This is a genomic window from Hyphomicrobium sp., assembly GCF_051860585.1.
Classification (GTDB): Bacteria; Pseudomonadota; Alphaproteobacteria; order Rhizobiales; family Hyphomicrobiaceae; genus Hyphomicrobium_C.
Genome location: NZ_JBHYDS010000017.1, coordinates 15,062 through 29,370, shown reverse-complemented (window position 1 = coordinate 29,370; position 14,309 = coordinate 15,062). Strand labels below are relative to the sequence as shown.

The following is a 14,309-nucleotide window of genomic DNA, read 5'->3' as shown; positions in this document are numbered from 1 at the left end:
GGGGCTCCGTCATGTCGGATTTTTCTCCCGCGCCTGCTTGGCGAGCGCCTCGCGCAGCGCGCCGAGCTGAGCGAACGGCGAATCCGGATCCACGCCGCCCTTCTTCGACGGCGGACTTGCCGAGCGCATCATGGCAGCCTGGCGGTCGTCCGGGCGGCGGCGGTCGTCACGACGATCGTCGCGGCGGTGGTCATCGCGGCGGCGCTCGCCTGGACCGCTGCCTGCCTCGCGCCCGTGCTGCGGACGCGGCCGGTTGCGATCGTTGTCGCGGGGGCCGCGATCACGGCCCCGGTCGCGATGCTGCGGGCGGCCGCCTGCGCCTGCCGCGTCGGCTGCGGCGGGGGTGGCGCCCGGCGGCGGCGCGCTGCCGTCACCGGTTGCAGCCGGTGCGGGTGCGACGCCTGGGCGGTCGTTCGTCTGCGGCGCGCCGTTGCGGCGGCTCTGGTGGCGATTGCGGTCGCCGCGCGCATTCCGGTCGCCGCGTTCGTTGCGCGCAGGGTCACGGTTCGCCGCGGCGTGGTCGCGGGCCGGGCGGTCCTCGTGACGGCGCTTCGGACGCCAGATCTCGATCACAGACGGTGCGGCCGCTTCGGCGCCTTCGGCGGCGGCCATCGCAGGCACAGCCGGCGTTTCCAAGGACGCGCTCGCGGCGGCGGCCGGCGCGGCAGCGGCTTCTTCGGCCGGCGGCGCCACTTCAGGAGACGGCGTGACGTCAGGCTCGGAGGTGGACTCGGATACCGGCACTGGCGCCTCGCTCGCGGGCGCGGCGTTCTCTTCGCCTGCTACAATGGCCTCTTGCGGTGCGGCGGCGGATGCCACGACCGGCGGCGTCACCGTCTTGCGATCGAGACGGAAGCCCAGCGCCTTCAGCACATGGCTCAACTCGTCGGGCGAGCAGCCGAGGATCGACATCATCTCGGGCGTGACAACGAACCCGCCGTCGCCGGTCGAGCCCTTGGGCGGCTGCATCGGATTGTCGGGCTTGGCGCGCCAGGCCAACAGCGGGCGGATGAGATCGGCGAGGCGCTCGAGAATATCGAGACGCACGGCGCGCGGTCCGCAGAGATGGAAGCCGTAGACGCGATAGAGCGCTTCGGGCGTGGCCGGATTGGCGGGCGCGGAGGTGAGACCGGCGCGCGGGAGATCCGGAAGCGCATCGAGCGAGAGGCCGTTGGCGGTCGCGTTCTTCAGCGCCCACAGGGTGGCGGCAAGCTCCGCCGGGGCCGGCTTCAGCAGCGACGGGAAGTAGATGTTGAAGGCCCCGAAGCGGACGCCGTACTTGCGAAGCTGGGCGCGCGCCTCCTGATCGAGGTGCTTCATCATGTCGGTGATCTGTTCGCGCTTCAGCATGCCGAAGCTTTCGGTCAAACGAAACGCGATGCCGCGTGCGAGGCCCGTTACGTCTTCGGCCTTGGCGATGTCGACCAGCGGCTTCAGGCGCTCGGCAATGATCTCGTCGCGCCAGGTTTCGAGGCGGGCCTGCACCTTCTCGCGGTCCGGAGGCGACAGATGCTCGTCGGCGAGCACCGCGACCTGCGGCTTGAGTGGATCTTCGGACGCTTCGAGGGCGGCGATCTCCTCGTCGCGCCACAAGATGCGCGCTGAGCGGGAGAGCTTGAACGCCTCCGATTTGGCGGCGGCGACGCGGCGGGCACGCATGCCGAGTTCACGCGACAGCACTTGCGTGGCCGCATTGCGGGCGGCCTTGGCGTTGATGCCTTCGGTCTGCGTCTCCGGCGAGAAGCGGAAGCCCTTCAGGCTGCCGATGTTGTGATTTTCGACGTGGATGGCGCCGTCGTCGCCGATCTCGGCGGCGAGTTCTTCCTTGTCGCGCATGCCCTTCATGAGCGCGCTGGTGCGGCGGTCGACGAACCGCTGCGTCAACTGCTCATGGAGCGCATCCGACAGGCTGTCCTCGATGGCGCGCGTGCGGCCCTGCCAGTGGCCCGGATCCTTGAGCCAATCGGCGCGGTTGGCGACGAACGTCCAGGTGCGGATGTGGGCGATGCGGTTGGCGAGGGTGTCGATGTCGCCGTCGGTACGGTCGGCGAAGGCGACCTGCTTGGCGAACCAGTCCTCGGGTACGCGGCCTTCGCCGCTCATCAAGTAGCCGTAGAGCGAGGCGCACAGCTCGGCGTGGTTTTGCGAAGAGATCTTGCGATAGTCGGGGACCTGGCAGACATCCCATAGCCGTTGCACGGCGGCCGGCGAATTGGCGTAAGCCGCGAGATCGCCGATGTTCGACAGGGTCTCGAGGGCCACCACGTCGTCCGCCATGCGCGCGCGCGTCAGACGCGGCTCGTTCGGCATTTCGCGCAGACTGTCGCGCAGTCGCTCGAGCGTCGAGAAGTCCAGGCGGCGGTTGCGCCACTGCAGAACGCGCACGGGGTCGAAGGTATGCGTTTCGAGACGCTCGACCAGATCTGCATCGAACGCCTCGCAGGTGCCGGTCACACCAAACGTGCCGTCGTTCATGTGGCGGCCGGCGCGGCCGGCGATCTGGCCGATTTCGTTGGCGGTCAGGTTGCGGAAGTTCTGGCCGTCGAATTTGCGATTGGCGGAGAAGGCGACGTGATCGATGTCGAGATTGAGGCCCATGCCGATGGCGTCGGTGGCGACGATGAAGTCGACGTCGCCGGATTGATAGAGCGCGACCTGCGCGTTGCGCGTCCGGGGCGAGAGCGCGCCGAGCACAACCGCAGTGCCACCGCGCTGGCGGCGGATCAGCTCTGCAATGGCGTAGACTTCGTTGGCGGAGAAGGCGACGACGGCCGAGCGGCCGGGCAAGCGGGTGATCTTCTTCTCACCGGCGTACGTCAGCTGCGAGAGGCGCGGGCGCGAAATGAAGTTGGCGCCTGGAATGAGATCCTGGATGGCTTCGCGCATGGTTTGCGCGCCGAGGAGAAGCGTTTCCTTGCGGCCGCGCGCATGCAGCAAGCGGTCCGTGAAGACGTGGCCGCGTTCGGGATCGCCGGCGAGCTGGATTTCGTCGATGGCCAGGAAGTCGACGTCGACGTCGCGCGGCATCGCCTCGACCGTCGCCACCCAGTAGCGGGCGCGCTCCGGCTTGATCTTTTCTTCGCCGGTGATGAGCGCGACCTTGTCGACGCCGATGCGGGCCGCGATCTTGTCGTAGACCTCGCGGGCGAGCAGCCGCAGCGGAAGTCCGATCATGCCGCTCTCGTGACCCAGCATGCGCTCGATCGCGAGATGTGTTTTGCCGGTATTGGTGGGGCCGAGAACCGCGGTCACATTGCGAATGCGCGCTTCGAAATCACTCGCCATACGCGAAATCTCCATTACAGAAGCCCCTGGCATTGCATTGCGGGCAAGCGAGATCAAGCGTTTCGTTTCAAGGGCCTGCGGACGTGCAGGGGTCCGGGCCGCGCCAAGGGCTTGCACGCGGCAGCGTGGCCGCGATGGACGGACCCGAGACGGCGAAACCTGAAGCGACAAAAAGGGCGCCGTTCGGGCGCCCTTTTGTAAATCCTGCACTCGGTGGCGAATTACTGTGCAGACGCCAACTGCCCGTTCGGCACTTCGATATTGACGCTCTGCAGATCGATGCGCGCCTGGCCGGCGGCCGTCGGCAGGGTCATCGACTGAGGGATCATCAGCTTAGCCGACGGAACCATGCGGAAGGCGATCTCGATGCCGTTGGTCGCGGCCAGATCACGGGTCTCTTCCGTGGGCCGATAGCCGGCGATGGGGATATATTTCACCCGGCAGACGATGGCCGTTTCACCCGCGATGCCGGCGACGGCTTCCTTGCGGGCAAAGCGCAGATCGATGTCGAAGCGCTGCTTGCCGTCGAAAACCGCCACTTTACGGCCGCACGGCGTGGCCGCGCTGCTGTGCGTGATCGCCAGGATCGCGCTCAGGGGATCGACAACATTCTTCAGGTGCGCGCGGGTCAGGGGCACGGTGTCCGGGGCCTCGGCGGTCGCCGGCAGCACGGAGAGCGTCTCGAGGCCATCCTGGCCGAAGCCCATGGCGACCGAGCCGTTGCGCACGGAACTCTCATAATCGAAGCGGAAGGCTTCGGGCTTGGGCGCCTTGGCGGCGAACGTGCCGGTGGAGCGCGTCACGCCTTTCCAGCGAAAGACGCCAAGCAGAGCCGAGATCTGGACATCGGTGTCGAGCGTGTAGCTCGTACGGCCGACATCGGATTTGAAATGGAAATCGCCGAGCTCGAACCCGTTGAGCGAGATCTTGTAGGCCGCCTGGACCTTGGCCGGAGACACGGCCGGAGTCATGGTGGGGGCGGGCTGCTGGGCCTCGGCCCGGAGCGGCGTTCCGGCGACGAGAGCCATGGCCCCCAGTGCAGCACTCAACTCACGGACGCGACGATACGATACTTGAACCATCATCTTACTCACTACCCCCCACCCCGGCGGCAACTACCGCACAAAGTGCTAAAGCGGGTTTACGATGTCGAACACACGAGGCCATCTTGACGCTCAAGGTTTAACAATTCGCTCAATGCTGCGCCGGACTGACACGGCATCTGGCCTCAATAATCCCCAAATCTTCTATTCCGTTCCGTAGCCGGATTTTTTATCTGTGTGCCCGGCACGCCGCTGACCGGAGCCGGCTTGCGCGGCCTGAGGCCGACGGCCCGCTTGACGCCCTCGCGGCGGCTCGCGTATAGAAGGCGCCAACGGTCCCGCCGGTGCTATCTGCGGGCTTTTTTCATTGAATTTCCCCGAGATTTCCGGTTCGCCCTGCGGGAGCGGATGGAAGCCGGGCGGCCGAGGTAAGGATTTCGATATGACGAGGCGCTGCGAGTTGACGGGCAAATTGCCGCTTTCCGGCAATAACAGAAGCCACGCCGAGAACGCCACGCGGCGTAAGTTCCGGCCGAACCTCGTCAACGTGACGCTGATCAGCGACGCGCTTGGCCGCCAGTTCAAGCTGCGCATCACGGCGCATGCCCTCAAGACGGTCGAACATCGCGGCGGTCTGGACGCATTCCTCGCCAAGGCCAAGGCCGACGATCTGTCGCCGGATTGCCTGAAGCTGAAGCGCGATGTCGCCAAGGCGCTGGCCGAGAAGGCCGCTGCAGCCGCCGCTTAAGGCTCGGCGCCCAGACTCAATCGACGAATTTGAACATGCGCCCGCCGGGAAACCGGCGTGGCGCATGTTTCGTTTTAGGGCCTTTGGGTTGTCGGTGTGCGTGGATCAGGCTGGCGCGGCGGCCGCGAGGTCCGCAAGATCGAGGCGCGCATTCGACATGGTGAGGGAGCCATCCGCTGCGCGGGGCCATTGGTCCGATGGCTTGTCCCAGTAGAGTTCGACGCCGTTGCCGTCCGGGTCGCTCAAGTAGAGCGCTTCGCTGACGCCGTGGTCGCTCGCGCCCTCGAGCGGAATGCCGGCCGCGGCCAGGCGGCGCAACGCGTCGGCTAGGGCGGCGCGCTCCGGATAGACGATAGCGACGTGATAAAGACCGGTCGTGCCGCGCGGCGGGGGACTGCCGCCCAGGCTCTCCCACGTGTTGAGCGCGATATGATGGTGGTAGCCGCCGGCCGACAGGAACACGGCCTGGCTGCCGTAGCGCTGCGTGATCTCGAAGCCCAGCACATCGCGATAGAATGCGAGCGCGCGATCGAGGTCAGCCACCTTGAGGTGGACGTGGCCGATGCGCGTCCCGGGATCGATGACCTTTGAGAGTGCCGACACGACGAAGCTCCTTCAATCCAGGCTGGGAGTTGCGCCGCGTTCGGCGCAGTCATTCTTGCGTTAGAAGTGGCGTTGCGCACGGCGCGACGCAATGCGCGACATGGAACGGGATCGTCGCCGTTCAGGCACCGGTGCCGCGCGCGGCGCGGGCGAGGCTCCGGCCTGCCATGACGATCGCAGCGCCAATCGCGAGATCGACCACGAGCGCCTTCGGAGCGATGAGATCCCAGCGGGCATGAGCGGCCGCCAGCGCGACGAGCGCGAGTGTGAGGCACACCGCCACCGTGAAATAGACGATGCCGGCGATCTGGATCACCTGCCCGGCTGTCAAGGGCCAGGGCTCGGTGTTTCGCTTGCCCAGGACGACGCGATAGACGAGCGCCACGATCGCGACGCCCAGGAAACCGCCGAGCACGGGGCTGAAATAGTAGAGGTTCGACAGCATCGCCGCGGCGGCGGGGGACACTTCGGGGGCCAGCGACCTGGGGAAGGATGAGTTGGACGAACGCGAGCCACAGCGGCGTTCCCGCAAAGCCGCCCAGGGTCCCGGCAAGAATGTCGAGCGCCTTGCGCCATCCCGCGTGGCCGCGGACGCTCGCGGTGACGAAGCCAACCAGCGCGCCGCCCAGCAGCACGACAAAGATGAAGGTGACGTCGACCATGACCGGACCTGTCTCCAGCGCGGGTGCGCACGCTTGGCGCACACCTTTTGCGCACAGGCGCGAGCGGCGGGCAGGGGTGCGGGCATAGCGCGCTGCCCGCTATTTGCGCGGCTAGAGCACGTTCGCTTGCCGGTTCTCAAGATGGCACGTGCGAACGTGCTCTATTCCATTGCTTTAGAGTCTGAGTCACGTCCTCGCTGCGAGCGCGATGGCCCGCATCGCGAACGAGCAGGCTCTAGCGCGAGACCATTCTGACCAGGAAAATCACCAGCACGGCGCCGATGGTGGCGTTGATGATGTCGGCCACAACGCCGCCACCGATGTGAAGCCCAATGCGCGGCAGCAACCAGCCCGCAACGACGGCGCCGACGATGCCGAGTACGATGTCACCGACAAGCCCAAATCCGCCGCCCTTCATGATCTGGCCGGCGAGCCAACCGGCGATGGCGCCGATGATGAGCCAAATGATAATGCCTTCCATGTTTCGCTCCTGAGGTTCGACGCGCACGACAGACCCGCTTCCGCGCCGGTCCCGTGCCCCTCGGCCGAACCTTGTGGCGCTGGAAGCTCCGGCGACGTTACGTGTGTTCGGGGCAACGCGAAACCGGCTTGGTGTGCAGGTGCTCAGTCGCGTGTGCTCAGTCGCGCGGAGCGCTGCTTGCTCAGGGCGCTTTCACTGGGTTCGCGCGTGTTTTGACGCCCGTTCGACCGGCCGCACCTCGCGGTTCGCGCTTCAATTATTCTGAGTTTGAGCGCAAGGAGCGGAGTGCGCAGCCGGCGGTGGCCGCCTATCTTAGGGGTATGACAGGAGCGAAAGCAGCGATCATGACCCGCGCTCTCAATAAAACCATGTTAGACCGCGACGGCTCCGAGGAGACGTATTGGGCGGCCGTCAAAGCGCGCGACCGCAGCTTCGATGACACGTTTTATTACTCCGTCGCCACAACCGGCGTCTTTTGCCGCCCGTCCTGCGCGGCGCGCCAGGCCAATCGCGAAAACGTCGCCTTCCACGCGACGGCTGCGGAGGCCGAGGCGGCCGGCTTCCGCCCCTGCAAGCGGTGCAAGCCCGATCAGCCTTCGCTGTACGCGCGTTACGCGACGACCGTGGCCGAGGCCTGCCGCACCATCGAGGCGGCCGACGAGCCCCCCACGCTGCACGTACTGGCGGAGCGGGCGGGCCTCAGTCCGTTTCACTTTCACCGCATCTTCAAGGCCATCGCAGGCGTGACCCCCAAGGCCTACGGGAACGCGCATCGCGGGAAGCGCCTGCGCGACACGCTCGCCAAAAGCCGGACCGTCACCGAGGCCATGCATGACGCGGGGTTCAATTCCAGCGGGCGCTTCTACGCCAACTCTTCCCAGGTGCTCGGCATGACGCCCTCCGACTTCCGCGCCGGCGGCAGCAATTCCGACATGCGGTTCGCCGTCGGCCAATGCTCGCTTGGCGCGATCCTGGTCGCGGCCAGCGCCAAGGGCATTACCGCGATCCTGCTCGGCGACGACGCGCAAGTGCTGGTGCACGATCTCGAGGATCGCTTCCCGAATGCGACGCTCGTCGGCGGCGATCGCGATTTCGAGGACGTGATGGCCAAAGTCGTCGGCCTCGTGGACGCCCCGCAAACGGGGCTCGCCTTGCCGCTCGATCTGCGGGGCACGGCGTTCCAGCATCGCGTGTGGGACGCCTTGCGGGACATTCCTGCGGGGACGACCGCGACCTACACCGAGATCGCCGAGCGGATCGGCATGCCCAAAGCCGTGCGCGCCGTTGCGGCCGCGTGCGCGGCGAACAAGATCGCGGTCGCCATTCCCTGCCATCGCGTGGTGCGCACCGACGGTTCGCTCTCGGGTTATCGCTGGGGCGTGGAGCGGAAGCGCACGCTCATCGAACGGGAAGCGGGCGGGACGGACTGACCCGCGCCCTGCGGATGCGTCCGGAGCCGACCTGGACGGCTTCAGCGCGATACCCGTGAGGTTGGCGGACCTCGGATCGTGAGCTCGACTGCGTCCTCGCCCGGTACGACGCCAGGACCAAGGCCAGGACCAAGGCCAGGACCAAGGCCAGGACCAGAGCGGGCCAAACAGTTTACCATTTTCCAAGTCGGACGGGTGTGGCATGCAGGGGACCGTAACCTGCGAGCGAACCTCTGTGGATGTCCCGGACTATACCTTCGACAAAGCCAGGCTCGATGCGCTTGGCAGCTACGATATCCTCGATACGCCTCCCGAGCCTGGTTTCGATGACATCGTAAGCTTGGCCGCAAACTTGTGCGAAGCGCCCTTCGCCCTGGTCAGCTTGGTGGCCGGCAACCGGCAGTGGTTCAAGGCGAAGGTGGGGCTGGAGGCCTGCGAGACCGGCTTAAACAGCTCGGTCTGCGCGCACGCCCTGGTCGAGCCGGATCTGCTCGTCATTCCGGATCTGACAACGGATCCTCGGACCCGCGACAACCCACTCGTTACCGGTGGGCCGCATATCCGCTTCTACGCCGGCGCTCCGCTGCGAACATCGCATGGACACGTGCTGGGAAGCCTCTGCGTGATCGATGTCTTGGCGCGCCCGGGCGGTTTGACGCCTAGCCAGGCCGCGATGCTGCGCGCGCTCGCGCGGCAAACGATCAGCCAGCTGGAGTTGCGCCGGGCGATCCTCGATCGCGACCGCGCCATTGTGCTCCAGCAGGAGCATGAAGCCCTTCGAGTCGGACGGGAGCGGGAATTCCGGCATCTGTTCGACGCCATCGACGACGGCTTTTGCATCGTGGAAGTGAAATTCGACGGGACGACGCCTGTTGACTACCGGTTCGTCGAAACGAACAGCGCGTTCACGAGGCAGACCGGTCTCGCCGATGCCAACGGGAAGTGGATGCGGGATCTGGCCCCGGATCATGAGCAGCATTGGTTCGATCTCTACGGCCAAGTCGCTTTAACCGGCGAGCCTGCGCACTTCGAGAACCCGGCCCGAGAGCTCGGAGATCGCTGGTACGACGTTCATGCCTTCCGGATCGGCGATGCCGCCGCCCGGCATGTCGGCATCCTCTTCAACGACGTCTCCACGCGAAAAACAGAAGAGCTCATTCGCCAGAGAACGGAGGCCTTGCAGAAAACGCTGAATCAAGAGCTCAGCCACCGCATGAAGAACATCTTCGCGATGGTTCAGGCCATTGCGACGCAGACGCTGCGTACGGCGGCTGACCAAGAACCGGTCCAGGCATTTACGGCTCGCGTGCTCGCGTTGTCCAAGGCCCACGACGTCTTGCTCCAGCAGAGTTGGAACGGATCCGAAATCGGGGAGCTGGTGCGCACCATCCTGACTTCGCTCGCCCCGTTGGAGCGTTTCGACATCGCCGGGCCAAGAGTGCAGCTCGGCGCCCGGTCGACGTTGTCGGTGACCATGATTTTGCATGAGTTGAGCGCGAATGCGCTGAAATATGGAGCCCTCTCGAACGATGCCGGCCGCATTTCCATTTGGTGGGCCATCGAGCGGGAAGGTGAAGAAGACATGCTGACGCTGGAGTGGCGTGAGGCGGGCGGCCCGCCGGTCGAGCCCCCTGGGACGCACGGTTTTGGCTCAAGGCTGATTCGGACCGGGCTAGCGGGAACCGGTGGCGCCGAAGTGCACTATCGCCAATCGGGCTTTGAAGCCCGGTTTGTCGCACCGATCGCCCAGGTGCAAAGTCTCTAGGGCGGCGGACGAGACGGTCTGAGCGGCCCGCGGACGGCCAGCAGCCTCAGAAGCGGAAACCCTCGGCTTCTCACATGCCGATTCAGGATTGGCGCGCCGGACAGGAAGAAACTGGGCACCGTTACATAATTGTTGTGACGACGGATTTCTGAACCGGCGTGGCCGAGGTCCGTCAAGGGCAAAGCGGCGACTTGTCGTGCCGATATCGAGGTCGTAGCGGCCGGCAAAGATTGGATACTATTATAACAGTGTCCTGTCTTGGAAAGTGACGCCTCCATGGGTTTCGCCATCAGTGCAGCGACTAACACAGAGGCATCGCGGGTCATCGATGTTGTCTCGGAGGCTTTTCTCGACGATCCGACCTGGTCTTGGGCATTTCCCGATCCGGCAGCTCGCAGGAGTTGGTGGACGCTCTGCATCCAGGAGGCACTTCGCTATCCCTGGACATTCAAGACCGAAGGATACGAGACAGTGTCCGTTTGGATTCCCCCAGACGGGACCGAACTCTCGTATGAAGCAGAACTCGGCGTGCCCGACCGGCTAGTCGACCTCGTCGGTTCTCGGGCAGCGGAGGTTGGCGAACTGTTAGACCGCTTCGGTCGTGCCCATCCGAGACATGAACCGCACTACTATCTGAGCCTTCTGGGGACCAAGAACGAGCACAGAGGGCAGGGCCTTGGCATCGCGCTTCTTCAGGAGAATCTAACCCGGATCGACGTCGAACATATGCCGGCCTACCTGGAGTCCAGTAATCCAAACAACAATCATAGATACGAAAGCGTTGGGTTTGCCGCCGTAACGGCTTTTCAAGCACCGGGCAATGGACCGACGGTAACAGGAATGTGGCGCAACAGACGATGATATGCTCGCCCGTGGGCTCGGCCGACGGCGAACGAACCCAAGCCAGGAATGTCTTCCTCAGGTCAGAAGCAGACTCAGTGCCCAGCTTTGTTCTGGACTGGTCGAAATTTGGCGCACCCGGCAGGATTCGAACCTGCGACCTCTGCCTTCGGAGGGCAGCACTCTATCCAGCTGAGCTACGGGTGCATTTCCACTTGAGGCCACGAACGCGCCGGGCCCGACGGGCCTGAGGCGGGGATCGTGGCCTGGGACGCCCCTGATAGCGCATTCCGCCAACGGGGGCAAACACCCGATGGACAAGGCCACAGACAAGGGCTGACCGCGGCGGCGCGCCGCCCTATATTGCGCCCGCCATGAGCGAAAACACCCCCCAGAAATCTCCCCGCCCCGCCGCCGCGTGCTCCGTTCCCGACGGCGATCCGGTGCCCATCATCAAGGGCAGCCACGTCTATCTGGTCGACGGCTCGGGCTACATCTTCCGGGCCTTCCACGCGCTGCCGCCGCTGACGCGGCCGTCGGACGGATTGCCGGTCGGCGCCGTGCACGGCTTCACGGCCATGCTCTGGAAGTTGCTGGTGGAAACCAAGGCCTCGGAGGCGCCGACGCATCTGGCCGTCATTTTCGACGCCTCGGAGAAGACGTTCCGCAACGAGATCTACCAGGCCTACAAGGCGCACCGGCCGCCTGCGCCGGAAGAACTCGTGCCGCAGTTCCCGCTGATCCGTGAGGCGGTGCGCGCCTTCAACGTCGCCTGTCTCGAACAGCTCGGCTACGAGGCCGACGACCTGATCGCGACCTACGCCAAGCATGTCGTCGACGCGGGCGGCAGCGTGACCATCGTTTCGTCCGACAAGGACCTGATGCAGCTGGTGCGGCCCGGCGTCGTCATGTTCGACGGCATGAAGAACAAGAAGATCGGGCCGGACGAGGTGTTCGAGAAGTTCGGCGTGAAGCCGGAGAAGGTCGTCGATGTGCAGGCGCTGGCGGGCGACTCGACCGACAACGTACCGGGCGTGCCGGGCATCGGCGTCAAGACGGCGGCCGAGCTGATCACGGAATACGGCGATCTCGACTCCTTGCTCGCGGCGGCGGGATCGATCAAGCAGCCGAAGCGGCGCGAGAAGCTGATCGAATTCGCCGAGCAGGCACGCATTTCGCGCGATCTCGTGCGGCTGATGGAGAATGTGCCGGTCGAGATCCCGGCGGATCAGCTCGGCGTGCACGATCCCAAGCCCGATGCGCTGCTCGGGTTCTTGCGCCGCATGGAATTCACGACGCTGACGAAGCGGATTTCGGAAAAGCTCGGTGTGGACGCGTCCGCTTCTCCTGGTGGAGTGGGGTCAGGGGTGGGGGGAATCCCTACGCCTGCTGCGGAGTCCCCCCCTCCCGGCCTCCCCCACGTCGTGGCGGAGCCGCGCCTTCGGCACGAGGGGGGAGGAGCAGTGGGCGGGCCCGGCACGCCCGCGGCGGGGGCGGCGGTTCATGCGGCCCGCATCGCGAAGGTCCCTTTCGACCGCTCCACCTACGAAACGGTCATCACGCTCGAGCGCCTGCAGTGGTGGATCGCGGCGGCGCGCGAGGCCGGGCGTTTCGCGTTCGATCTCGAAACCACCGCGCTCAACTGCATGACGTGCGATCTCGTCGGCTTCTCGCTGGCGATCGCGCCGGGCCGCGCCTGCTACGTGCCGGTGGGCCATCGCCCGCCGACCGGCGGCTTCGATTTCGGCGATGCCGCCAGCCTGCCGCAAGCGCCGTTGCGCGAGACGCTGGCGCTGATCAAACCTCTGCTCGAAGACGCGTCGCTGCTCAAGATCGGCCACAACATCAAGTTCGATGCGCTCGTACTGATGCGGCACGGCGTGCGCCTCGCGCCGCTCGAGGACACGATGCTGATCTCCTACGTGCTCGACTGCGGGCGCGGTGGACACGGCATGGACGATCTCTCGCTGCGCCACCTCGGGCACACATGCATCCCGTTCGAGAAGGTGCTGGAACTCGCGCCCGGCAAGAAAGCCGAGAAGTCGTTCGCGCAGGTGCCGATCGAGAAGGCGGCCGAGTATGCGGCGGAAGACGCCGACGTGACGCTGCGCCTCTGGCATGTGCTCAAGCCGCGGCTGATCGCGGAACGCCTGTCGACCGTTTACGAAACGCTCGAACGGCCGCTCGTGCCTGTCATCGTGGGCATGGAGAACGCGGGCATCCACGTCGACCGCAGCGTGCTGTCGCGGCTCTCGTCCTCGTTCGCGCAGACGCTGACGCGGCTCGAGGAGGAGATCAACGGCCTCGTCGGGCACAAGTTCAATCTCGGCTCGCCCAAGCAGCTCGGCGAATTGCTGTTCGACCGGCTGCAACTGCCGGGCGGCAAGCGCACCAAGAGCGGGCAGTGGGAGACGCGCGCGGGCCTGCTCGACGAAATGGCCGCGAACGAGGAGATCCCGGAAGACGCGCGCGGGCTGATCAACAAGATGCTCGAATGGCGGCAGCTCTCGAAGCTGCTGTCGACGTATACCGACGCGCTGCCCGGCTACGTCAATGCCGAGACCGGGCGCATTCATACGAGCTACGCGCTCGCCTCGACGACGACGGGGCGGCTCGCCTCGTACGATCCCAATCTGCAGAACATCCCGATCCGCACCAAGGAGGGACGCGCGATCCGCACCGCGTTCGTGGCGGAGACGGGCAACGTGCTCGTGTCGGCGGATTATTCCCAAATTGAGCTGCGCGTGCTCGCGCACATCGCCGACATTCCGCAGCTCAAGCGCGCGTTCGCCGAAGGGCTCGACATTCACGCCATGACGGCGTCGGAAATGTTCGGCGTGCCGGTGCTCGACATGCCGCCCGACGTGCGGCGACGCGCGAAGGCGATCAACTTCGGCATCATCTACGGCATTTCCGCGTTCGGCCTCGCCAACCAGCTCAGTATCGGGCGCGAGGAGGCCGGTGCGTACATCAAGACCTATTTCGAGCGGTTTCCCGGCATTCGCGACTACATGGAGACGACCAAGAAGACCGCGCACGAAAACGGCTTCGTGGAGACGATCTTCGGGCGGCGGATTCATTATCCGGAGATCAACACGCGCAACCCGGGTGTGCGCGGCAACCTTGAGCGCGCCGCGATCAACGCGCCGATCCAGGGCAGTGCGGCCGACATCATCCGGCGCGCGATGATCCGCATGCCCGGCGCGCTCGACGACGCGAAGCTCGCGAGCGCGCGCATGCTGCTGCAGGTGCACGACGAGCTCGTGTTCGAAGTGGCCGAGCGCGAAGCGGCGGCGCTGATCACCGTCGCGCGCGCCGTGATGGAAGGCGCCGCGGCGCCGGCCGTGCATCTCAGCGTACCGATCCATGTCGACGCGAAATCCGCGGCGAACTGGGAAGCGGCGCATTAGGCGCGGTGGCCCACCGAAAAGCGTCGCGCCAGTTGCCGACTT

Annotated in this window: 10 protein-coding genes and 1 tRNA gene; 5 read left to right on the top strand and 6 right to left on the bottom strand. The window is 65.7% G+C overall.

From position 1 onward, the window contains the following. Positions 1-9: 9 nt before the first annotated feature. Both ACTIFK_RS18590 and ACTIFK_RS18585 read right to left on the bottom strand, forming a co-directional pair. Entirely contained in the window at positions 10-3,285 is a 3,276-nt protein-coding gene (locus ACTIFK_RS18590) for a helicase-related protein (protein ID WP_439544504.1), read from the bottom strand. A 221-nt stretch (positions 3,286-3,506) separates the two neighbouring features. Next, on the bottom strand, positions 3,507-4,370 hold the full coding sequence (locus ACTIFK_RS18585; protein WP_439544503.1) for a DUF3108 domain-containing protein: 864 nt from the start codon (positions 4,368-4,370) through the stop codon (positions 3,507-3,509). 400 nt (positions 4,371-4,770) lie between these two features. Here ACTIFK_RS18585 and rpmB point away from each other — a divergent pair, with 400 nt between their 5' ends. Then, positions 4,771-5,076, top strand: a complete 306-nt coding sequence (gene rpmB / locus ACTIFK_RS18580) for a 50S ribosomal protein L28 (RefSeq protein ID WP_439544502.1) — start codon at positions 4,771-4,773, stop codon at positions 5,074-5,076. A gap of 105 nt (positions 5,077-5,181) precedes the next feature. On the opposite strand, the gene ACTIFK_RS18575 is transcribed toward rpmB, so the two are convergent. From ACTIFK_RS18575 to ACTIFK_RS18565, 3 genes are all read right to left on the bottom strand, one after another. Continuing rightward, positions 5,182-5,679 (bottom strand): VOC family protein, encoded by a 498-nt coding sequence (locus ACTIFK_RS18575; RefSeq protein ID WP_439544501.1) that lies wholly within the window; start codon positions 5,677-5,679, stop codon positions 5,182-5,184. A 121-nt stretch (positions 5,680-5,800) separates the two neighbouring features. Next, positions 5,801-6,145 (bottom strand): hypothetical protein, encoded by a 345-nt coding sequence (locus ACTIFK_RS18570; protein WP_439544500.1) that lies wholly within the window; start codon positions 6,143-6,145, stop codon positions 5,801-5,803. A gap of 431 nt (positions 6,146-6,576) precedes the next feature. Further along, a complete protein-coding gene (locus tag ACTIFK_RS18565) occupies positions 6,577-6,822 on the bottom strand; it encodes a GlsB/YeaQ/YmgE family stress response membrane protein (RefSeq protein WP_439544499.1) in 246 nt (81 codons plus the stop codon). A 344-nt stretch (positions 6,823-7,166) separates the two neighbouring features. Here ACTIFK_RS18565 and ada point away from each other — a divergent pair, with 344 nt between their 5' ends. The 3 genes from ada to ACTIFK_RS18550 all read left to right on the top strand — a co-directional run bounded on the left by ada (position 7,167) and on the right by ACTIFK_RS18550 (position 10,878). Continuing rightward, positions 7,167-8,252: a bifunctional DNA-binding transcriptional regulator/O6-methylguanine-DNA methyltransferase Ada gene (gene ada / locus ACTIFK_RS18560; RefSeq protein WP_439544498.1), complete on the top strand. Its 1,086-nt coding sequence runs from the start codon at positions 7,167-7,169 to the stop codon at positions 8,250-8,252. Between the two features lie 202 nt (positions 8,253-8,454). Next, the gene (locus tag ACTIFK_RS18555; protein ID WP_439544497.1) at positions 8,455-10,017 is read left to right on the top strand and encodes a sensor histidine kinase; all 1,563 of its coding nucleotides are present in this window, start codon (positions 8,455-8,457) and stop codon (positions 10,015-10,017) included. 276 nt (positions 10,018-10,293) lie between these two features. Continuing rightward, positions 10,294-10,878: a hypothetical protein gene (locus ACTIFK_RS18550; protein ID WP_439544496.1), complete on the top strand. Its 585-nt coding sequence runs from the start codon at positions 10,294-10,296 to the stop codon at positions 10,876-10,878. 109 nt (positions 10,879-10,987) lie between these two features. Here ACTIFK_RS18550 and ACTIFK_RS18545 read toward each other — a convergent pair. Then, a tRNA-Arg gene (locus tag ACTIFK_RS18545) sits at positions 10,988-11,064 on the bottom strand. Positions 11,065-11,231: 167 nt separating this feature from the next. Here ACTIFK_RS18545 and polA point away from each other — a divergent pair. Next, complete coding sequence (gene polA / locus ACTIFK_RS18540; RefSeq protein WP_439544495.1) at positions 11,232-14,267, top strand: DNA polymerase I; 3,036 nt, start codon at positions 11,232-11,234, stop codon at positions 14,265-14,267. Positions 14,268-14,309: the final 42 nt, after the last annotated feature.